Source organism: Thermotalea metallivorans (genome assembly GCF_001562415.1).
GTDB classification, from domain to species: Bacteria; Bacillota; Clostridia; order Peptostreptococcales; family Thermotaleaceae; genus Thermotalea; species Thermotalea metallivorans.
Genome location: NZ_LOEE01000028.1, coordinates 232,575 through 254,183 on the forward strand (window position 1 = coordinate 232,575; position 21,609 = coordinate 254,183).

The 21,609-nt window shown below is 43.5% G+C and carries 25 protein-coding genes, 1 tRNA gene and 1 riboswitch; of the genes, 25 read left to right on the top strand and 1 reads right to left on the bottom strand.

Features of this window, described 5'->3' with window-relative positions:
• The first annotated feature begins 217 nt into the window (after positions 1-217).
• The 15 genes from AN619_RS06300 to AN619_RS06370 all read left to right on the top strand — a co-directional run bounded on the left by AN619_RS06300 (position 218) and on the right by AN619_RS06370 (position 11,185).
• Positions 218-292 (top strand) — tRNA-Glu (locus AN619_RS06300).
• A 190-nt stretch (positions 293-482) separates the two neighbouring features.
• Positions 483-1,154, top strand: coding sequence for a nucleotide exchange factor GrpE (locus tag AN619_RS06305; RefSeq protein ID WP_068555860.1), 672 nt, complete (start codon positions 483-485; stop codon positions 1,152-1,154).
• The gene (locus tag AN619_RS06310; RefSeq protein WP_068555862.1) at positions 1,151-2,992 is read left to right on the top strand and encodes an Hsp70 family protein; all 1,842 of its coding nucleotides are present in this window, start codon (positions 1,151-1,153) and stop codon (positions 2,990-2,992) included. Before AN619_RS06305 ends, AN619_RS06310 begins: the two co-directional genes overlap by 4 nt.
• Positions 2,993-3,004: 12 nt before the next feature.
• Complete coding sequence (locus AN619_RS06315; protein WP_068555863.1) at positions 3,005-4,255, top strand: J domain-containing protein; 1,251 nt, start codon at positions 3,005-3,007, stop codon at positions 4,253-4,255.
• Positions 4,256-4,399: 144 nt separating this feature from the next.
• Positions 4,400-4,867: a COG2426 family protein gene (locus AN619_RS06320; RefSeq protein ID WP_068555865.1), complete on the top strand. Its 468-nt coding sequence runs from the start codon at positions 4,400-4,402 to the stop codon at positions 4,865-4,867.
• Positions 4,868-4,972: 105 nt separating this feature from the next.
• Positions 4,973-5,863, top strand: coding sequence for a ComEC/Rec2 family competence protein (locus AN619_RS06325; protein ID WP_068555867.1), 891 nt, complete (start codon positions 4,973-4,975; stop codon positions 5,861-5,863).
• Positions 5,864-5,866: 3 nt separating this feature from the next.
• On the top strand, positions 5,867-6,067 hold the full coding sequence (locus AN619_RS06330) for a DUF3006 domain-containing protein (protein WP_068555868.1): 201 nt from the start codon (positions 5,867-5,869) through the stop codon (positions 6,065-6,067).
• Between the two features lie 6 nt (positions 6,068-6,073).
• Positions 6,074-6,481, top strand: coding sequence for a type VII toxin-antitoxin system MntA family adenylyltransferase antitoxin (gene mntA, locus AN619_RS06335; protein WP_068555869.1), 408 nt, complete (start codon positions 6,074-6,076; stop codon positions 6,479-6,481).
• A complete protein-coding gene (gene hepT / locus AN619_RS06340) occupies positions 6,474-6,881 on the top strand; it encodes a type VII toxin-antitoxin system HepT family RNase toxin (protein ID WP_068555870.1) in 408 nt (135 codons plus the stop codon). The genes mntA and hepT overlap by 8 nt, the downstream gene beginning before the upstream one ends.
• A 99-nt stretch (positions 6,882-6,980) precedes the next feature.
• Positions 6,981-7,083, top strand: a riboswitch (SAM riboswitch).
• A 227-nt stretch (positions 7,084-7,310) separates the two neighbouring features.
• Positions 7,311-8,501: a methionine adenosyltransferase gene (metK, locus tag AN619_RS06345; protein ID WP_068555871.1), complete on the top strand. Its 1,191-nt coding sequence runs from the start codon at positions 7,311-7,313 to the stop codon at positions 8,499-8,501.
• 262 nt (positions 8,502-8,763) lie between these two features.
• A complete protein-coding gene (locus AN619_RS06350; protein WP_157064932.1) occupies positions 8,764-9,120 on the top strand; it encodes a glycosyltransferase family protein in 357 nt (118 codons plus the stop codon).
• 184 nt (positions 9,121-9,304) lie between these two features.
• A complete protein-coding gene (locus AN619_RS06355; RefSeq protein WP_068555873.1) occupies positions 9,305-9,868 on the top strand; it encodes a sigma-70 family RNA polymerase sigma factor in 564 nt (187 codons plus the stop codon).
• 75 nt (positions 9,869-9,943) lie between these two features.
• Positions 9,944-10,168: a DUF1659 domain-containing protein gene (locus tag AN619_RS06360; protein ID WP_068555874.1), complete on the top strand. Its 225-nt coding sequence runs from the start codon at positions 9,944-9,946 to the stop codon at positions 10,166-10,168.
• Between the two features lie 43 nt (positions 10,169-10,211).
• Positions 10,212-10,430, top strand: a complete 219-nt coding sequence (locus tag AN619_RS06365; RefSeq protein ID WP_068555875.1) for a DUF2922 domain-containing protein — start codon at positions 10,212-10,214, stop codon at positions 10,428-10,430.
• 122 nt (positions 10,431-10,552) lie between these two features.
• Positions 10,553-11,185, top strand: a complete 633-nt coding sequence (locus AN619_RS06370) for a hypothetical protein (RefSeq protein WP_068555876.1) — start codon at positions 10,553-10,555, stop codon at positions 11,183-11,185.
• Positions 11,186-11,205: 20 nt separating this feature from the next.
• Here AN619_RS06370 and AN619_RS06375 read toward each other — a convergent pair whose 3' ends face one another.
• Positions 11,206-11,661 (bottom strand): YaaR family protein, encoded by a 456-nt coding sequence (locus tag AN619_RS06375; RefSeq protein ID WP_068555877.1) that lies wholly within the window; start codon positions 11,659-11,661, stop codon positions 11,206-11,208.
• A gap of 238 nt (positions 11,662-11,899) precedes the next feature.
• Between AN619_RS06375 and recD2 the strand changes: the two genes are divergently transcribed.
• The 10 genes from recD2 to fliW all read left to right on the top strand — a co-directional run bounded on the left by recD2 (position 11,900) and on the right by fliW (position 21,609).
• Positions 11,900-14,125 carry an SF1B family DNA helicase RecD2 gene (recD2, locus tag AN619_RS06380; protein WP_068555878.1) on the top strand — a complete coding sequence of 742 codons (2,226 nt, stop codon included), beginning with the start codon at positions 11,900-11,902 and terminating at the stop codon, positions 14,123-14,125.
• A gap of 77 nt (positions 14,126-14,202) precedes the next feature.
• The gene (locus tag AN619_RS06385; RefSeq protein WP_068555879.1) at positions 14,203-15,699 is read left to right on the top strand and encodes a sensor domain-containing diguanylate cyclase; all 1,497 of its coding nucleotides are present in this window, start codon (positions 14,203-14,205) and stop codon (positions 15,697-15,699) included.
• A complete protein-coding gene (locus tag AN619_RS06390) occupies positions 15,692-16,507 on the top strand; it encodes a ComF family protein (protein ID WP_068555880.1) in 816 nt (271 codons plus the stop codon). Before AN619_RS06385 ends, AN619_RS06390 begins: the two co-directional genes overlap by 8 nt.
• A gap of 67 nt (positions 16,508-16,574) precedes the next feature.
• Positions 16,575-16,985 (top strand): TIGR03826 family flagellar region protein, encoded by a 411-nt coding sequence (locus tag AN619_RS06395; RefSeq protein WP_068555881.1) that lies wholly within the window; start codon positions 16,575-16,577, stop codon positions 16,983-16,985.
• Between the two features lie 84 nt (positions 16,986-17,069).
• Positions 17,070-17,345, top strand: a complete 276-nt coding sequence (gene flgM / locus AN619_RS06400; protein WP_083525013.1) for a flagellar biosynthesis anti-sigma factor FlgM — start codon at positions 17,070-17,072, stop codon at positions 17,343-17,345.
• 54 nt (positions 17,346-17,399) lie between these two features.
• Positions 17,400-17,897, top strand: a complete 498-nt coding sequence (locus AN619_RS06405; protein WP_068555883.1) for a flagellar protein FlgN — start codon at positions 17,400-17,402, stop codon at positions 17,895-17,897.
• Positions 17,898-17,908: 11 nt separating this feature from the next.
• The gene (gene flgK / locus AN619_RS06410) at positions 17,909-19,495 is read left to right on the top strand and encodes a flagellar hook-associated protein FlgK (protein ID WP_068555884.1); all 1,587 of its coding nucleotides are present in this window, start codon (positions 17,909-17,911) and stop codon (positions 19,493-19,495) included.
• 35 nt (positions 19,496-19,530) lie between these two features.
• A complete protein-coding gene (gene flgL, locus AN619_RS06415; protein ID WP_068555885.1) occupies positions 19,531-20,499 on the top strand; it encodes a flagellar hook-associated protein FlgL in 969 nt (322 codons plus the stop codon).
• Positions 20,500-20,522: 23 nt separating this feature from the next.
• The gene (locus AN619_RS06420) at positions 20,523-21,089 is read left to right on the top strand and encodes a DUF6470 family protein (RefSeq protein WP_068555886.1); all 567 of its coding nucleotides are present in this window, start codon (positions 20,523-20,525) and stop codon (positions 21,087-21,089) included.
• Between the two features lie 79 nt (positions 21,090-21,168).
• Positions 21,169-21,609, top strand: coding sequence for a flagellar assembly protein FliW (gene fliW / locus AN619_RS06425; protein ID WP_068555887.1), 441 nt, complete (start codon positions 21,169-21,171; stop codon positions 21,607-21,609).

Genomic DNA, 21,609 nt, shown 5'->3' on the forward strand with positions numbered 1-21,609 from the left:
TGTTTTTGGGATAGAATTCGTCCCACCCCAGGGATGCAGGCAAAATCAAATTTTCCAGATTCTCTACACTTCCATTATATAGGAAAATAAGGGAAGATAAAATTAAGAATATATTACAAAAAAGCAAGAGAATTCCTTTATTTTGTCAATCAAATATTTTGTGCGAAAAAGGTATTGCCAAACTGCAAAATTTGTCGTAAAATATATTTTGGAAAATGGCCCATTGGTCAAGCGGTCAAGACACCGCCCTTTCACGGCGGTAACCCGGGTTCGATTCCCGGATGGGTCACCATTTTTGTCAGGTACAAATATCATTTAGCCTTATTTCATGGAAGTGTGCATAGGTACACTTCTTTTTTTCTAGTGAGATAATTTAAATGTATATTTTTCAACAAAATATGCTAAAATGAAAAAAATAGAAAACACAGTTCAAGCGTGACAGAGAACCGTCCCCTGTCACGGAACAGCGGAGGAGGAATGACATGGATTGGAAATTTTGGTTTCAGCGTAAGAAAACTGCTGTGGAAGAAAAAATAGAAGAATTACAGATGCAAATCGCTGAAATAGATAAAAAAAATGACGGGGTACGGGATTGTCTCGATAAAATTTTGGAAGGGACAAGGAGAGTAGACGAGAATCTGTGGGAACATGGGGAGGCTATCAGCAAGCTTTCGAGGCTGCAATATAAAACCACCCAGGAGCTGCAACGGAAATTAGATCTGTTGGATGAAACTGTCCGAGGGATGGAAGAACGGCAAAGGCAGCAAGAGGAAGCTTTGCACCGCCAAAGGATATGGGAAGCACAAAGAAAAAACGTGACAGATTTCTGCATCCGCTGGGTGGATGATATGGACGCCCTGTGTGCCAAAATTTCCGAAAACAGTCAGGATAGCTGGTATCAGCTGCTTAGAAACTGGCAAGAACAATTGCTTTTGTGCCTTGAAACAATGGGAATCAAGGAAATACCTGTATTGGGGACCAGCTTTCATCCTCATCTGTGCGAGGCCCTGGATCGGGTGGCAGCCGATGGGGACAAGGCCTATGTACCCTATGAAGTGGTTGATGTCATCAGGCGAGGCTTTGTGTTTTATGACGGGACCATACTGCGGAAAGCCCAGGTGATTACAATAAAAGAGGAGGAAAAAGAGGAATGAATCAGCATGATAAAAATGATAAAAGTGCATCCTTTAGACCCATCGTAGGAATCGATTTGGGAACGACCAATTCGGCTGTGGCCTATATCCATAGGGGAAAGCCGGAAATCATTCCTTCCCCTGCAGGGGAAAAAATCATACCTTCCGTAGTGCTGGTAGATTTAAATGGAAATGTAGTGGTGGGGAAGGATGCCCGAGATGCATTGGTAGCCATGCCCGACAGAACGATTGCAGCCGTAAAGCGAAAAATGGGCAGTCACGAGGAAATTGCCATTGCCGACAAAAAACTGCTGCCCCAAGAGGTTTCGGCACTAATCCTGAAAGAATTGAAAAAATACGTGGATGCCCTGCTGGGGGAAGGAGAAAAGGAGGCAGTCATCACTGTACCCGCATACTTTACCGATGCCCAGAGGAGGGCTACGAAGCAGGCGGGTGAGCTGGCAGGCTTCGTGGTGGAGAGAATCATCAATGAGCCTACGGCGGCAGCCTTGGCCTTTGGCTTGAATCATTTAAAAGATGACCGCCATATCCTGGTCTATGACCTGGGAGGGGGGACCTTTGACGTATCGATTGTAGAAATGATGGGTGGCATCATGGAGGTCAAGGCCTCCACGGGCAACAATTATTTGGGCGGAGAAGATTTCGACTGGAGGCTTGTGGATTGGCTGGCAGAACATATGATAGAAAGGGATGGGGTAGATCCCCGACAGGACATCCGTGCCAAGGCCCTTTTGAAAAAAGAGGCGGAAAGGGTAAAAATGCAGCTCTCGAAAGAAACAAAGGCAACCTTATCCCTTCCCGTTGTTACAGTAAAGGATGATCACCCCATCGGTCTTTCTGTGGAAATTACTCGGCAACAATTTATTGATTTGATTGATGATCTTTTGCAGGAGACCATGGGGCACGTGGAAAACGTATTAAGGGATGCAGGGCTGAAGGCAGAAGACATTGATGATATATTGCTGGTAGGAGGATCCACACGGATACCCAGGGTGTATGAATTAATTCGAGACTTTTTCGGGAAAAACCCCAGAAATGATGTCAATCCCGACGAAGCCGTAGCCTTGGGGGCAGCGGTGCAGGCCGGCATCAAATCCGGTGCATTGGCAAAAAGCGGATTGATCGTCACCGATGTGGCGCCCTTTTCCATGGGGATTGCCGTCTTGAAGGAATGGAAGTTCATGGCTTTCCGGCCGGGAGGATTCTGCGTCATTATTCCCAGAAATACCACTATTCCCGTAACCCGTACGGAAAAGTTTACCACTACCCATGACGGACAGACGGCCGTTTCCATTGAAATTTATCAGGGGGAACATGAATGGGTAAAGCACAACTGCCGATTGGGTGAATTTCTGCTGGAAGGCATACCGGCCAATAGGGCAGGGGCCGAGGTCATTGAGGTAACCTTCCGATATAACCTGAACGGAATCTTGGAAGTAACGGCAAAATGTGTCTCCACAGGGAAGGCCATGACTGTAACGGTCCAGGATGCTTTGAATCGTGATTCCAAGGAGGCCTTTGAGGAAAGCAAGGCAAAGCTGGAGGCACTCTTAGAGGAACAGGATGGGGAAGAAGTTGAAGAAGAAATATGGGATGAACTATGGAATGCCATAGGAGATGAAGATGAAGAGGAAAAAACTCTTGATGAGCTGATGGAGGAGGCTTTGGCATTGAAAGCCCGGGCAGAGCAGTTGAAGGGGACCCTTGGACAAAAACAAAAACCCCGGGCAGAAAAGGTGATAGCACTGCTGGATGAGGCCCTAAGGGAGGCAGATAAAGAAAAACTGCAGCAGGCTATTGATAAAGGAACCGACATACTCATTGATTTGGAACTGTAAAGGGGTGAAGAAATGCTGAATTTTGGCTTCCGAAAAAGAAAAAAGCAAAAAGAAAAAATAGAAGATTATTATAAAATATTAGGAACACGGGCCAATGCGGGACCGGAGAAGATCAGGGAAAAGTATATGGAGAAGGTAAGGGCCTTTCCGCCGGAAACCCATCCCGAAGAATTTCAAGCCGTTCGTCGTGCTTACGAAACTCTGCGGGATCCTGTAAAAAGGAAACAATATGATTTGCAGCGAAAATATGGAGACAAAATTGAAAAAATCATGGAAAGGGTATGGATGTACCTTTATTTCAAGGATTTTAAGAAGGCGGAAGAACTGTTGAATGAAGTAAAAAACATGGATCCCGACAATCTGTCGATTCATCTGATGTTGGCCAATGTCGCCCTTTTCCAGAATGATATGGAAGGCTTCTATCGCCGAATGGATACGGTCATGGATATGGCGAAGGAAGATGAAAAAGATGCAGTGATTGCCATCAAAATCAAAATGCTGATGGAAGTGGAGCGGTTTGAGGAAGCACTGGATGTCCTCGAAAGGGACAAGGTCGGCATAAAAGATATGTGGCAATATAAGCAGATGCGTGCTTCTATTCTAGGAGAATTGGGAAGGTATAATGACCTGTGGAATCTTCTTCAAGAGATGATTCCTTCTTTGGAATCACAACAAGCCAAGGATATTGATATATTCATTGCTTGGATCAATACAGCCATCGAATTAACAAAATGGGGAGAAATCTCCAAGATTCAAAATCGCATCCGGAAGCTGTGGAATACTGTGGAGGACGAAGATGACAGACAGATGATCCGGGAGGACCTGACTTGGGAGATGGAAGGATATGTAGAGGCAGCTCGTTTCCGGGAAGCCCAAATATTTGTGGACTTGCTGTGTTATATGGATCCTAAAAACCATGAATTGAGGGAAAGGAAAAAAGAGATTGAAAGAACAGCAAAATTGGATATGGAGTTAGAACGGATGGCACGGGATCAGGAGATATTCCCCGTCGTCTATGTAGAAGCCATGAAATTGTTTTTTCGTACTTACGCCTCCAAGGAGATGCTGGACTCCTTTATGGATTCTCTGCCCCATGATATTATGAAGGATTTTGCCCATATGGACGAGGAAATCGCGGGAAGTATTCTGCGGGTTAAGAAAAAGTATCCCATGGTCTATAAGACCTTCCAAAAAGAATGGGAGGAGATATTCAAGATACGTACGGAAGGACTCAATCGGGAGGCCAGGAGAAGGTTAAGATAAGGTTCAGACAAGGATGTTTTTTTCAAAATGAAAATCTGTGTTCATAAAAAGGATGATATCCGATATAATGGTGATGAAGGGAAGCATAAAACGGCAGGGAAAGTTGCCCGCTAACCTGGGAAATTGTAGAAGGAGATTCATACAATGACGGATATCATAAAATTTTTATCGGATGAGATTATGGTAATTTTGATTGCGGCCATGCCTGTGGTGGAGTTAAGGGGGGCCATACCCTTTGGGGTATCCCTGGGAATGCACCCTCTCCATGCCATGGTTTTGGGTTTAATCGGCAGTACTTTGCCGGTGCCTTTTTTATTGCTGTTTTTGAAGCCTGTTTTTCGGGAGATGAGAAAAATTTCTTTTTTTAGGAAGCTGGTGGAGTGGGTGACCCGCCGGACCATGAAAAAGGCAAAAAATATTCGAAAATACAGTGCCTACGGGCTCCTCATTTTTGTGGCCGTTCCCCTGCCTTCCACGGGGGTATGGACAGGATCTATTGCGGCGGCCCTCTTGGATATGCGCTTTCAACCTGCATTTTTGGCTATTTTTGGGGGGAATTGCATTGCGGCACTCATCATGATGATCCTAAGCCATGCAGCTTTTGGATTCTAATGAGCTGCCAGTTACCAGCTGCCAGTTACCAGTTCACGTAAGCTGATGGCTGATAGCCGATAGCCAATGGCGAGTGTTAATAATCTACAAGACAGGAGACAGAATATGAAGCAAAAGAAAAGCCTATTCATTTTTATCATTATCATTGTTGCCCTCTGGATAACGGCTTGCGGGACAATGGAAGAGCTTGGGGGAAATGTTCCTGCGGGCATGGATCAAAAAAATAGGCGGGAGGTACTGGAGGTCCACTTTATTGATGTGGGACAAGGAGATGCCATTTTGATCAAAACCCCCAAGGGGGAAGCCGTGCTGATCGATGCAGGAGGAAATGATGATGAAGAGAGGGTTGTGAAATATCTGCAAGATCAAGGAGTTTCTTCTCTCCAGGCAGTCATCGGCACCCATCCCCATGAGGATCATATAGGAGGATTGGATCGGGTCATCCGGCAATTGGAAGTGGAGAAAATCTACATGCCCAAGGTGGTCCATCCCACAAAAACCTTTGAAGATGTGCTGGATGCTGTGGAACAGAAAGGGCTGAAGATTACCCCGGTCTTTGGAGGGAAAAGCCTGATGCTGGAAGGAGTCCAAGGGGTTTTTCTGGGGCCCCTTTCAGAAGAATATGAGGAATTGAACAACTACAGCGCCGTATTAAGACTTCAGTATGGGGATGCCGTATTTCTCTTTACGGGAGATGCGGAGGCCCTTTCCGAGGAGGAAATGCTGACAAGCCATTCCCCTGCCTTATTGAAGGCCCATGTCCTCAAGATAGGACATCATGGCAGCAGCAGCTCTACTTCCGATGGATTTTTAGAAGCCGTGTCCCCGGCGTATGGAGTGATTCTCTGCGGACGGGGAAATTCTTACGGTCATCCCCATCGGGAGACGCTGAAAAAATTGACGGATAGGGGAATTGAAATCCTCAGGACGGATCGCCACGGCACCATTGTGATGGAAAGCGACGGGCAGAAGATAGAAGTATTCAAGGGGGAATAGGGCATGTTTGTATTGGACCGTATCGAGGGAGAATGGGCAGTCATCGAGGGGGATAAGGGAATGTTTCAACTGCCGAAGACCTTGTTGCCCCAAGATGCCCGGGAAGGAGATATACTGGAAATCCATATTATTATTGACGGGGAACAAGGGAAAGCTAGAAAAGAAAGACTGGAAGAAAGGGCAAAGGGATTGTGGGAGGAATGAGGAAAAATGCATCTATCGGAGGAATGCAAAAAGAAAATAGTAGATTTTTTAAGGGAAAAATTTAAGCCAAAATTTATTTATCTTTTTGGTTCCTTTGCCAAGGGAGAGGGTCGGGAAGACAGCGATATTGATTTGGCTATCTATACCGATGAGGTGATCGGTCCATACGATCTTTTTCTAGCTGCCAATCTTCTTTCTTTTGAAGTGAAGAGGGACGTCCAAATTGTACACCTAAAGGATACCACCACTGTATTTGCTGCTCAGATTGTTGGAACAAGAGAGGTTTTGTACTGTGAGGATGAACAGCAAATGGCTTATTATAATATTAGAGCATTGAAAGACTATGCAAAACTGAATGAGGAAAGAAAGATGATATTGGATGCCATTGAAAGGGATGGGAAAATATATGGTTAAAGATGTTTTATATAATAAAATGAGCATTATCGAAAGATGTATGATGCGGGTTAGAGAAGTTTATGATGAAAATCCTGATAATTTAAAGGATTATACAAAACAGGATTCCATTGTTCTGAATATCCAGAGGGCTGTGGAAGCAACGATTGATATTGCCATGTATATTGTTTCCGATAGAAAACTCGGCATTCCTCAAAACAGCAGAGATGCTTTTGAAGTGTTGAATCATCATAAGATTATCGATGATGCGCTATTGGAAAAGATAAAAAAGATGATAGGATTTAGAAATATCGCTGTCCACAACTATGAAAAGCTGAACTTGGCTATTTTGCAAAAAGTAATAGAAAATCATTTGGAAGACTTTGAAATTTTTTTAGATAGGATTTATAAGATGCAATAGCTTATAGAGGAAAAATCTATTTTTTTCGCAAAAAAACTGTTGACATTTATTGATATTCATGTTAGTATTTTTTCTGTTGAATTGAATAGAAATCTTGATGCCTTATCAAGAGCGGTGGAGGGAATAGGCCCAAGGAAACCCGGCAACCGGTAGCAATACACGGTGCTAAATCCTACAGATCACGTAATCTGAAAGATGAGGACAATTTGGTAACAAACCTCTTCTTGTGATGAAGAGGTTTTTTTATATGAATCTAGGGTAGAATATAAATTGGAAGTCAGCAACATCATCCATTGATTAGGGACAATCGACTGGCAGCTGGTAACTGGCAGCTGAAAAACGACGGCGCTAACTCACCAAAGTATGCATTTGTTCAAAGATAAATTTATCATATACAAAAAATATAGGGGAAAAAGAGGAGGTATACAAATGACAAGAAGATTGTTCACATCAGAATCAGTAACAGAAGGACATCCGGATAAGATTTGCGACCAAATTTCAGATGCCATCTTAGATGCTATTTTTGCAGAAGACCCGGAGGCCCGCGTAGCAGCCGAAACATCGGTGACGACAGGGCTTGTACTGGTAGCCGGAGAAATTACGACAAAGTGCTATGTGGATATACCGAAGATTGTGAGAAGAACCATTGAAGAGATTGGCTATACCAGAGCCAAGTACGGTTTTGATGCCGATACTTGCGCCGTGCTGACAGCCATCGATGAACAGTCTCCGGATATTGCCATGGGTGTTAACGAAGCTTTAGAGCACAAAAAAGGTGAAATGGGCGATGACATTGAGGCCATCGGTGCAGGAGACCAGGGAATCATGTTTGGCTTTGCATGCAATGAAACGCCGGAATTAATGCCCCTGCCTATATCTCTAGCCCACAGGCTGGCGAGAAGATTGGCAGAGGTAAGAAAAAACGGCACCCTGGAGTATTTGCGACCCGATGGAAAGACACAGGTAACCATTGAATATGTAGATGACAAGCCTGTACGTGTAGACACCATTGTAATTTCTACACAGCATAGTCCGGAAGTAAGCCATGCCCAAATCGAAAGAGATGTCATTGAGCATGTCATCCGGAAGGTTGTACCGGCCCATTTATTGGACGACAAAACAAAGTATTATATCAACCCGACGGGCAGATTTGTCATTGGAGGACCTCAAGGAGATGCCGGCCTAACAGGCAGAAAGATCATCGTGGATACATACGGTGGTTATGCAAGACATGGCGGTGGTGCATTCTCCGGGAAAGACCCCACAAAGGTTGACCGTTCAGCGGCTTATGCAGCAAGATATGTTGCCAAGAATATTGTGGCGGCAGGACTTGCCGATAAGTGTGAGATTGAGCTTGCCTATGCCATTGGTGTGGCAAGGCCTGTGTCGATTTTGGTAGAAACCTTCGGAACAGGGAAAGTAAGCGAAGAAAAGCTGGTGGAGCTTGTAAAGAAGCACTTTGACTTAAGACCGGCAGCCATCATTCGAGATCTGAATCTGAGAAGACCTATCTACAGACAGGTGGCAGCCTATGGCCACTTTGGAAGAACCGATCTGGATTTGCCGTGGGAAAAGACAGACAAGGCAGAAATCTTAAGAAAAGAAGCCCTTGGAGAATAGTTTGCAAAAACCCCGAAGATGTCGGGGTTTTTGCATGTAGACAAACCCTTGAGATTTGGCTTCCTGCTCAGACCTGCGCCGCTTTTCTGAATAAAAGAATTAAGGAAAAAAGCGGCTTGCTGATTCGCGACGAAGCCTGAATCTCAAGGGTTCCCAAGTATTTCATTGCTTTATCTTCAGTCTGAAACCCTGATGACGATGTCGGGGTTTTCTGTTACCTATGTACAGGAAGATGCATAGGATGAAAAAAAGGGGTATCTGGATGGGACGACAAATATGGATGCAATGGTTGCTTTGGGTGTTTTTTTTATATGGCATCTTGGAATTTGTGAAGAAGTTCTTGTATCGATACCAATGGCACAGAGAGAAGGTGCCCAGGCGAATCACCCTAGTGGTGAAAGACGGAGAAGGCTATATAGAAGGTTTGTTGAGAATTGTCCATGGCCATGGATTTGCGGTGGATGTATTGGATGATCATTCCCAAGATGCCACGAAGGAAATTGTGCAGAGGTTATCGGATGAGTTGGAAAACATTTATCTGATTGAGGGGAACTTTCAAAAAGTGGCAGGGGACCTTTCCGACAGTGCACTCCCTGCAGAAATGGGAGTGAAAAAATGAAAAAGGCATGTATCCACATTCTGCATAGATACAGGAAAAAGCGTTGGAGGTTGTGCAATACAAAGAGAAGGTCGACTTACGAATAAGTCGGCTTTTTCTTTTTTTGTCTATGGCATCTACAATGGAGCTATACCATGGTATGCAATGAGAGGACCGGTCCTCCTGGAATCAAGGAGGAAGATCTATGGACTACGAGATGAAGGAATTGGTTGCCTGCTGCAAGGAGGGGCATCTCAAGGCAAAGGAGGAAATTCTGAGGAGATTGACGCCTCTGGTTCTTGCTTCCATCAGGCGATATTATTTTGGGACGGAAGATCCGGAGGATTTGCTTCAGGAAGGATACTTGAAAATATTGATGGAAACGGAGCGTTTTGACGGGGAGAGGGGGGTGCCCTTTTTAGGATATATGAAGCAGCAGTTGAAATTCTTTTACATGGATTTAGGAAGGCAAAAAAGGCAGGATATTTCCCTGGATGCCTACGTGGATCATGGAGAAGAAAGAATAAGACTTTTGGATCTGCTGCCTGCTGACGACACGGCGGTGGAGGAGAAGATCCTGCAGAGGGAAATCTCCCACAGCCTGGGGCAAGCTTTGAAAAAGCTCACCCATAAGCAAAAAAGGATCATCGGGTTGCATTTTATCCAAGGAATAAAACTGGCAAGGATTGCCCAGGATTTGGGGGTCCACTATCAGACGGTTGTAAAAGTAAAGGATGCGGCCATCAGAAAACTAAGGGGGCTGCTGTAGAAAAATTTATTTTGGGGGAGGATACTAATTTTTTGGAGAAATCCCCATCTATATCTATGAAGGGAGGTGACAGATATGCCAATCCAAGTGATGCCCGGTCTTTCAAGACTTAGAATCACATACAGCAAGGGGGTGGACGGAAACGGAAGGGAAATCATGGGGACAAAAACCTATGCCAACGTAAAACCTGAAGCTTCCGATGAGGATGTTTATGCGGTAGCCAGTGCCTTTGCAGGCCTGCAGAAGTATCCCGTGACAAGCATCGGAAGGGTGGATGAGAAGAAAATCATTCAAGGATAATGGCTGATTTTATGGAGAGTTGAAGGAAAGGGGGGAGAAAGGGATGGCGGAGAAACGGTTGGAAATGATTTTTAAGAATCAACTGGGAACGACGACAAAAATTACGGTGGATGATGTGCGAGACAACATTACAGGGGCTGACGTACAGGCTGCCATGGAGCTTGTGATCAATAAAAATATCTTTCGCACAAATAGTGGGGAATTGGTAGAAATCGAGTCAGCCAGAATCGTTGCTACCGATGTGACAGAGATAATTGCTTAACCAAAGGCCCGGGCATCATCCCGGGCTCATTTTTCTTTTTTATGCATATGATGTATTGCCAAAAATGGCAGGGACAAGTTATAATAAAGATATCGAACTTACGTTCGAGATGAGGTGAGGGAATGGAAAAACTGGATGAGCTGATTCAAAAAGGAATTTATGCATTGCTTCCTGCTTACGTACCCGCCGAAGGCAATGCTACAAAGATCATTACGGCCGACGGAAATGCTTATATAGACAGCAGAGTTGTGAAAACAGTCCTCAAAGCATTATGCAGGTATTATGCGGTACACGTGGAGCATTGCAGGGAAAAGTATGGAAAATTGATTCACCAGCGACTTCGTGTACCCCTTCCGATACATCGAGATTTGCTTCTGATTCCCATGAAGGTAAGAAAACCGATGTTTCGTAAGGACGGGGCCTGCGGATATATCAATTTATACGCCATTGACAAAATAAAGGAAAAAGGAGATCACAGCATCTTTGTTTTAAAGAACGGAATGGAAGTGGAATGTTTGCAGCGGTTAAGGACTGTCCATCAGCACATCAATCATGCCAGATTGGTTGAAAGACATGCCTTTTTCCATGGGGACGGGGAGGAAGGCCATGGGGCCGCGGAAGGGTGGTGGGAAGCCTATGATACACCGGCTACCAAGGGGGATATTGTCCTGCTGAAAAAGGAAATTGTTGAACTGGTGCGGGTATTGAAGAAAACCGTAGGGACAAAGAAAGACGAATCCTATAAAAAAGAATAAAGGCCCGGGAAAAGACCGGGCTACATGAACAGATCAATGAGCAGGCCGCGAATATCATCGATTTTTTTCAGCACCTTGATGTTGTCCTTTTCATTTTTCAAAAACTCCCGGGTCAAATTCTCCAACTCTTTGTTGACTTCCTTTACAATGGAAAAGATTCTGTGCCTGCCCCGGCGATCCAGAAAACTTTCCTTGGAGAATTGATAGGTATTGCGTACGGCGAGATCAAGGAAATTTTGTACAAGCTTTTTATATTGCAGCAAATCTCCCAGATAAAGCTTATGGTTGAACTTTTCCGCCTGTTCGTCGATGGCAGCAAGAAGATGGGTGAGTTTTTCCTGGACAGATTGTCCCTTTAGCTGCTTTAGGCGTACTTCAAAAGTATCGGCAGTGTCTCTTTCCATTTTTATAGGATCTCTAGGCAGGGTTCTTCCCAAAAGGTTTTGCTTATGGATGTCCGTAACCTTTATGCTCATAAATTTCTCTCCCAATCATCATAGATTCTACAGTTGAAAGTTGCAAATTGAAAGCCCAAACGATTTGTCATAAGTCATCCATCATTGATAACCAATTGGCAGCTGTGAGAAAGTGAAAAGCGCAGATGCATTTTTCCATGATATACTTATATCTTATAATATATTTCGGCAGATTGGCGGAAAAAATAAAGATTTTTTTATGATATAATGATAAATATCGAAACATCAGGAGGAAGCGATGGCTGTGGAAGTACAAGGGATACTCTCGGAGATTATATTTCGAAATGAAGCCAATGGCTATATTGTAGCAATCCTTGAGACGGAGCAGGAACCGGTTACCATCGTGGGCTATATGCCCGTGGTCAATCAGGGGGAAAGTCTTTCTGTCACAGGAAAGTGGACACGGCATCCCATCTATGGAGAACAATTGGAAATCCTATCCTACCGCCAGGTGACTCCCAATACCCCGGAAGGCATCGAAAGCTATCTGGCCTCGGGGGTCATCAAAGGGATAGGACCCAAAACAGCCAAAAAGATTGTGGATACATTTGGCGGGGATGCCCTGGACATTATCCAATATCGTCCCCATTTATTGATGGAAGTGGAAGGAATCGGACAAGCCAAGGCCCAGATGATTGCGGAAGCTTTCCAGGAACAAAGGCAGTTGCGGGAGGTCATGCTGTTTTTACAGCAATTCGGCGTTACTCCCAACTATGCTGTAAAGATCTATAAAAAATATGGAGACCAGGCGGTGGAGCTGATACGGGAAAATCCCTATCGATTGGCCGATGATATCCTAGGCATAGGATTTAAAATGGCAGATACCATTGCCAAAAGGATGGGCATGAACCCCCAATCTCCCTACCGTATCATGTGCGGCATCAAATATATGTTAGGACAGTATCATCTGGAGGGACATACCTATACCCCCAGGGAAGAATTGATCGAAGCCACGGCGAAAATGCTGGAAGTAAAGAGGGAGCTTGTGGAGGAGGGCGTGATGAATCTTGCATTGAATTACGAGATTCAACTGGAGAATCTGGAAGGGGAAATTGTTGTATTCGGAATGCCTTTCTTTTATGCAGAACTCTATGTATGCAAGAAGCTGGTGGAGCTGGCAAAGGAACCGATGAAACTTCTTTCGGAGGATTTGGAGGGGGAGATCGAGGAATTGGAAAAAAATGAGGGAATACAACTGGCGGAAAATCAAAAGCAGGCCATTCGGGCAGCCAACGAAAACGGTGTTTTTGTCATTACAGGGGGACCCGGTACAGGAAAAACCACGACCATCAACAGCATTATCAAGCTCTTTGAAAAGCATAACCTTACCATCGCCTTGGCGGCGCCCACGGGGAGGGCAGCCAAGAGAATGAGCGAGGCAACGGGCAGGGAAGCCAAGACGATTCACCGGCTGCTGGAGTATTCCTTTGGGGAAGAAGAAACTGCCATGGGATTTGGGAAGGATGAGGAAGAACCCCTGGCTGTGGATGCGGTCATTATTGATGAGATGTCCATGGTGGATATCCTGCTGATGAAGGCTTTGTTGAAGGCTATTATTCCAGGGACCCGGGTGGTCTTGGTGGGAGATGTGGATCAGCTCCCTTCCGTAGGTCCCGGCAATGTATTGAAGGATATCATAGACAGCCAGATCATTCCTGTGGTGAAACTGGAGGAGATTTTTCGACAAGCCCGGGAGAGCATGATTATTGTCAATGCCCACCGCATCAACAAGGGCCAATATCCCTATATCAACCGGAAAGAAAAAGATTTTTATTTTATTAGCCAGAAAACCCAGGAGCAAATTGGGGAAACCATCCAATCCCTATGCAAGGAGAGGCTGCCCAATTACAATAATTTTGATCCCATCAAGGATATACAAGTCCTTACCCCTATGAAAAAGGGGCATGTAGGGGCATATCAGCTGAATAACGTGCTGCAGGCCATTCTCAATCCCCCTGACAAATCTAAGGAAGAGAAAGCCATGAAGGAAAAGGTCTTTCGGGTGGGAGACAAGGTGATGCAGATCCGAAACAATTATAACTTAAAATGGAAAAAAGTTGGAGAAGCAGAGGAAGGGGAAGGCATTTTCAACGGAGATTTTGGTTATATCCAGCAGATTGACCATGAAGAGCGGGAGATGCTGGTATTGTTTGATGATGAAAAACTGGTGAAATACGATTTTTCCCAATTGGATGAGCTGGAATTGGCTTACTGCATTACTATCCATAAAAGCCAGGGCAGTGAATTTCCCGTGGTGGTGATGCCTGTCTGCTGGGGTCCCCCTATGCTGCTTACCCGAAATCTTCTTTATACGGCAGTAACCAGGGCGAAGGAACTGGTGGTGCTGGTGGGGATGGAGAACAGTTTGAAGGAGATGGTGGATAACCATCGGATTCTTCGAAGAAATTCCGGATTGGGGATCAGGCTGAGGAAGTTTTTGACGGAAAATTTGATAGAATTTTAGAGATTTTCTCCATCTGATATAAATTGTTGAAAAATTATGATAAAATATTGTCAGGCCGAGGGATAGGGGGGAGAAATATGATCAGGGATCTGACGCATAGAAAATATTATATCATCTTTAAAATTACGACTTTTGTAATGATTGCCCTGCTGAATATCGCTACGATAAAAATCTGGAACTATAAAATGGTAGGGATTTTGACAACCTTATTCTTGGCATTGAATTATATTTTTGGACTGCAAAAGGTACCTATCCAGTCGGAGCAGCATCGTTTCAAGATTAAGATTATCGGGAATTTTTTGCTGGTGAATATATTGCTTTTCTATATCGGAGGGTATCAAAATGCATCCTATGCCATTTTCCACTTTTTTATCATACTGACGGCTGCCATGATGTACTCGTCCCTAGGGGGACTGGTTATTTTAGGAATTTGTTTTACCATCGCTTTGAAGATGGTCTTTACGGATACCAATATCCTGAATAGTTTCATCATCCATAGCTATGTCTACGGGGGTGCCTTCGTGATCGGTTATTTCTGCCGCATGGAAGGCATCCGCAAAAAGAAGCTGGACCATAAGATTCGAGAATTGGAGGGTTTGTATAAAATCAGCAAAATGATTGACCGGTTTCCCGGCACGGAGGAGATTTTGAACAATATTACGAAGATTGTCGCAGAAACGGTGAATGCTGAAGCATGCCTCATCATGTTGTATGATGAAGAAAAGGATTTGCTGGCGGCAAAAGCCGGCTACGGGGTACCCAAAGAGGCTTTTCAGCAAATGATTTTTCGACAAGGAGAAGGAATTGAAAGACAAGTGATTGAAAACAAGGGGAGGGTAACTTGCAAAGAGGAGGAATGTTTCCACATCTACCGGAATATATCCCAAGACCTTTGGGAGATCAAGACGGCTACGGCCATCCCTTTGTTCCTGAGGAATAAGATTATCGGCACCTTGAGTGTGTATGATAAAAAAGGAGGAAATTATGCCCTGGAAGATATTGAGTTATTGGATATGATGGGATCTCGGATCGGAATGATTCTTGAAAATGACAGTCTGTATAAGCAGCTGCGGAACAGGGCCATCCAGGACGGCTTGACAGGGTTATATAATCATAAGCAGTTTTATGAAAGACTCAAGGTGGAAATACAGGCGGCAAAAGAGAAGGGATATAAGCTATACCTGCTCATGATTGATATAGACCGATTTAAAGCATTCAATGACCGATACGGCCATTTGGTAGGCGACAAAGTGCTGGTTCAGATTGCCAAGATCATCAAAAATAGCATACGGGATACAGACTATGCTGCAAGATACGGAGGAGAAGAATTTGCTGTGATCCTGCCCAATACGGATTATGAAACGGCGGCCATGGTGGCAGACCGGATCAGAGATAATGTGAAAAAGGCGGCGCCCGCCATCGAGCAGTTGCAGAAAGAGCAGGTGGAAATTACCGTAAGCATCGGCATCGCCTGTTATCCCAATTGCACCAATGATATTACCAACTTGGTAGATATTGCGGATATTCGCATGTACAAGGGAAAAGAAATGGGGGGCGACCGGGTGATTGCGTGAAGCCGTTAGCGGTCAGCTGAAAATCGTAGGAGTTCGTCAAAATTGGTTGGAGGAGAAGGCCATGGGGTATAAAAAGTATATAGGCAAAGCTGTGGATATAGGGTTGGATCTTATCTATCCCCGCAATATTCACTGCATCCTCTGCGGTGATGGTATCGAAAAAACAGAAAAATATTCTATGTGTACCCCCTGCAGGGATCGGGTAAAATTTATTACATTCCATTTTTGTGAAAAGTGTGGCAAACCTTTGGAACCTTTGTACTTGCCTCAAAAATGTCCCGATTGCATGATAGTGTCCCATCATTTTACCCGGGGATTTTCCTGTGTGGAATATGATGATACAGTCAAAAAGCTGATCTATCCATTGAAATATCATCAAAAAAGGTATTTGGCCCATCCCATTGGGCAAATGATGACGGATCGCCTGAGGAAAACGGATTTAGGCGAAATCCATATGATTGTACCTGTTCCCCTCCATAGGAAAAAAGAAAGGGAAAGGGGATTCAATCAATCGGAAATCATTGGAAAATATGTGGCGGATGCTTTGGGAATACCCATGGAGAAGAAAAATATCCTTCGCATAAAAGAAACGGAAACACAAAATCAGTTGAATCGGGAGGAACGGAGGGAAAACCTAAGGGATGCTTTTCAGGTTGTAGATTATAAGAAATTTGCCGGTAAAAAAATTTTAATTATTGACGATATATATACGACGGGCAGTACCATGGATGCCTGCTGCAAGGAAATCAGAAAGGCAGAACCTGAAGAAATCTATTTTATTACCTTTGCTACGGGCAAAAATCTATAAAAGAAAAAAAGATTCTTACAGGTTGAACCTGTGAAAATCAAAATATAGAAAGTTGGAGGGAGTATCGATGGCAGATATCAGAAACTGCAAACAATGCGGAAAGCTATTTCAATATACTGGGGTCAGTAAAATATGTCCTAAGTGTGCCAGGGAAGATGAAGAACTTTTTAAGATCGTCAAAGAATATCTTTACGATCATTCGGGGGCCACTATCACAGAGGTAAGTGAAGAAACAGGGGTGGAGGAGGATCGGATCCTTCGCTATCTACGCCAGGGAAAGCTGGAGATTTTAGGAGAGGGAGGGTCTTTGGTGCTGGATTGTGAGCGGTGCGGCAAAGCCATTCGAACGGGAAGATTCTGTGATGCTTGCGCCCATGAAATAGAAGTAGAACTCAAGCGTGGGTTTACAAGGGTGGACAAGCCTAAGCAGCTTGAAAAAGACAGGATGTTTACGGCAGAAATGAAAAAGAGAAGATAATTTCATAAAAAATCATAAAGAAACATCTTGCTTTTGCCGATACTAAAAACAGAAGAATCGGAGGAAAGCGGGGTGTATTTTTTTATGAAGATTACAAACAATCCCAATGTGCAAAAGATATTGGGTGCATATCAAAAGAAATCAGAGGGTGTGGGCAAGGCATCCAAATTCAAACAGGAGAAGGATAAGGTGGAGATCTCGGAGCAAGCAAGGGCTCTTCAAGTGGCACTGAATGCCTATAAAAAATTGCCCGATATCCGAAAGGACAAGGTGAATGAAATCAGTAAACAGATAAAATCAGGCAACTATCATCCTTCCGCAGAGGAAATTGCAGAGTGCATATTGGATCGAAAGATTTAGTGGATTGCAGTTGGAGGTATTTTGCCTTCAACTTCGTCTATGAGGGGGAGAAATATGTCAAAGTCGATAGAACAGCTTTTAACCGTTCTCCAGCAAGAGTGTGATTTATATAAGGATTATCTGGATTTGGCAAAGGAAAAGAAAGAGGCTGTGATCAAGGGAGATATCAAAGGATTGGACCATCTTACCAAGCTGGAACAGAGCATGATCGTCAGGATGGGGAAAGCCGATCGAGTAAGGAGAGCTATTATCGGCAATATTTTGCTGGAGAAGCATGTGGAACAGGTGGAAAATATCACGGAATTGGCCAATCTGATGGAAGAGCCGGACAAAGCCAGAGTCTTGGCCTGTAAGGACCGATTGGCGAATCTTTTAGATGAAATCCGACGGATCAATCAATTCAACAGTGAATTGATCCACAAGGCCTTGGAGTATGTGGAGTTTAACATAAATCTGCTGACCAGCAACGGTCCCAAGGGCAGTGCCTATGGCAACAAAGCCAATGAAAAAGATTTGAACAGAAGGCCAAACGTTTTTGACGCTAAAATATAAGGAGGATGCAGATGCGATCGACTTTTTTTGGTTTTAATATCGCCCGTTCCGGACTCTTTGCCAGTCAAAGAGCCTTAGATATCACCGGCCATAATATTGCCAATGCCAATACACCGGGATATTCGAGACAGCGTTTGAATGTAACCCAGTCTCTGCCTTTGACCCTGCCCAACGGCCAGGGAATGATAGGGTCGGGGGTAGATACCCATAGTATTCAGCAGTTGAGGGACCAGTTTTTGGATTTTAAATATCGCCAGGAGAATACCAGTTATGGAGAGTGGTTGACCAGGGGGGAGTCCCTGCAGCAGATTGAGGCCATCTTGAATGAACCTTCCGACAGCGGTATACGAAAGGTTATGGATGAGTTTTATGCTGCACTGCAAGAATTGAGCAAGGGCAGTAATGCAGACAATCTGACGGTCAGAGCCCAGGTAAGGCAGAGGGCCATTGCGTTGACCAAAACCTTAAACCATATGTATAATCAGCTTGCAGATATGCAAAAAAATATGAATTTTGCGGTAAGAACTACCGTTGATCAGATCAATGGGTATGCAGAACAGATTGCCAATCTGAACAGACAGATCTTTCAATTTGAATTGGATGGAAGCCGTGCCAATGACTTAAGGGATCAGAGAAACCTATTGGTGGACAAGCTGTCGGAATTGGTAGATATTGAAGTGCAGGAGACCACCGATGGAAAATTCAAGGTATCCATCAATGGCATCGGCTTGGTATCCCACTTTCACTATGAGAAGTTGGCGGTTGAAAAGCGTGCCGTGGAGAAAAACTATGTGGATCAAAAGGATTTATTGGAAGTAAAATGGGAAAACGGATCAACCTTCCATTGCAAATCGGGGAAATTGCGAGGAATTCTGGATATCAGAGATAATATATCGGGCAATACGAAAGGTATTCCTTACTATATGGACCGACTGAACCGGTTTACTACGGTGTTTGCTGCCAGATTTAATATGCAGCATCGCCAAGGCTATGGTCTTTCCGGTGCAGGGAATGGCATAGATTTCTTTAATATGCCTGCCGTTATCACTACCCCGCCGTCCCAGCCGTTGATTGGTGCTACACCGGAAGAAATTATTTCAAATTATGAGAAAAATTATCCCAATAAGACGATCTTTCAAGACAGCAGCGGTATCTGGTATGAAGTGGATACGGTAGTTGCCAATCGGATAGATGTATCTTCCGATGTGATGAATAGCCTGAATAATATTGCAGCTGCTTTAAATGATGATGGATTTGGGAGTGCACTCCCAGGGGACGGAAGCAATGCCTTAGAGCTTATAAAAATGAGGTATGATGTAAACATGTTTACATGGGGAAGTCCAGATGATTTCTTTAAATCTTTAGTATCCAATCTTGGAGTAGACAGCCAGGAGGCTACCCGCATGACCGATAACCAGCAGGTACTGATCAATCAGATTGATAATAATCGGCAGGCGATTTCCGGGGTGTCCTTGGATGAAGAAATGGCCAATATGGTAAAATTCCAACATGCCTACAATGCTTCGGCCAGGATGATTACGACGATCGATGAGATGCTGGATAAGATTATTAATGGCATGGGGATTGTAGGACGCTAATCTAAGAGACTGTTCCGCCCAAGGAGGTAAAAATTATGCGAGTTACCAATAGCATGATGAGCAACAGATTGTTGATGAACTTAAATAAAAATTTGCTTAGATTGGATAAGCATCAGCAAAAATTATCTACGGGAAAAAAATTCAATATGCCTTCCGATGATCCCATTGGTGTGTCCAAAAGCTTGGAATTAAACACGGCTCGGTCAGAACTGGAACAATATAAAAAGAATGCAGAAGATGCACTGTCCTGGTTAGAAATTACCGAGTCTGCTATATCGGATATCGGCGATATTTTGCAACGGGCAAGAGAACTGGCGGTCAGTGCTGATGGGACAGAAACCAAAAATGACAAAGAAAAAATCAAGGCGGAGATTGATCAGTTAAGAGAACAGCTTATAAAACTTGCGAATATTACTTATTCCGGGAAATATATTTTTTCAGGTTTTAAGACAAATCAAGCCCTGCTCCAAGATAACGGAACGTATAATATTGATTCTAGGGATGCAGAGATAATGAAATTTAATGTAGGAGTAGCAGACCAAGTGGTAGTTAATATTTTAGGACATAAGCTGTTTGGAGCAACGACAACGGAAAATGCACCGCCATACAATACAAATTTAGATGGAGTCCAAGTCAATATGAACGAAGGGGATGCCATCCCGGGTAGAAAAGCGGAATTGATAGCACTATTTGAAGACTTTAGTTATGCACTGGAGAATAATGAACAAACTAGAATTGAACAAACTATTGCAAGAATAGATAAGCATATGGAAAATGTTCTAAGCTTGAGAGGAGAAATCGGGGCAAAGACTAACAGAATGGAACTGACTATCAATCGAATTGATAATGATTATCTAAATTTTACGAAATTGCTTTCCAAGAACGAAGATGCAGATTTGGCAGAAGTGATTATGCAATTCAAAAATGATGAAAATGTCTATAGGGCTGCTCTGTCCACAGGAGCAAAAGCGATTCAGCCATCTCTGATTGATTTTATACGATAGTTTCATGAGTGGTGGTGATACATATGAACCTTAGAATTACAACGACACCTGCTCTTATCGGCATCCATACTACAAAGGGAAGTTTAGAGATACAGCAGCCGAAGGCAGATATGGAGCTAATGATAGTTCATCCGAAAGTGGAAATTCATTCCCAACAGATCAGAGTTCAGATCGATCAGCGGCAGTGTTTTGCTGAAGCAGGTCTAAAAAATATTTTAGACATGGCTATAGATACCACGGCTTATGCAAAACAAAGAGTTGCCGAAGGGATAGATCGAATTGTACGACAGGGGAATGAATTAGCGTCCATTCATTTGAATACAAATCCAATTGCAGATCAAGCAGAGGAAAATTCAATGGTTTTTGGAAATCACGAGTTCAATTTTGATATCATACCGAAAAGCCGCCCCAAGATTGATTTTGTCGGAGGAAATGTGGATATACAAATTATTGAAGGAAAAGTAAATTCTGAGGTTCAGGTGAATAGACCCATGATCAATTATATAAGAGGGAATACGGAAATCTATTTAAGACAAAAAAACAGTATCCATATGGAATATATGGGGAATCATTTGGATGTAAAAGGTTAACAGAAAAGAAGGTCATGGCAGCCCAGTGCCACATGACCTTTTTCAAATATGCATGAATGATAAAAAGAGGTGAAGAACATTGAAATTACAGACAAAACATTTTGGGGAAATTGAAATTGACGAGCACACGGTGATAGATTTTCCCGAAGGAATCCCCGGCTTTGAAAATTTCAAAAGATATGTCATTTTAAAAAATCCAGATCCGGATAATCCATTTCACTGGCTGCAGTGTGTTGATGATACGGATTTGGCCTTTGCCATTGTGAATCCATTTATTCTGAAAGAGGATTATGATTTTGCTATACCGGATAGCGTGATAGAAAAATTAAACATTGAGAGTATAGAAGATATTATAATATTAACTATTGTAGTGATTCCGGAGGATATCCGCAAAATGACCGCAAATCTGAGGGCGCCTCTGATTATCAATATCCATAGCAGATTAGGGAAACAATTGATACTAGAAGATGCTACATATCCCTCTAAATATTTCATCATGCATGAATCGATGGAAGGTTAG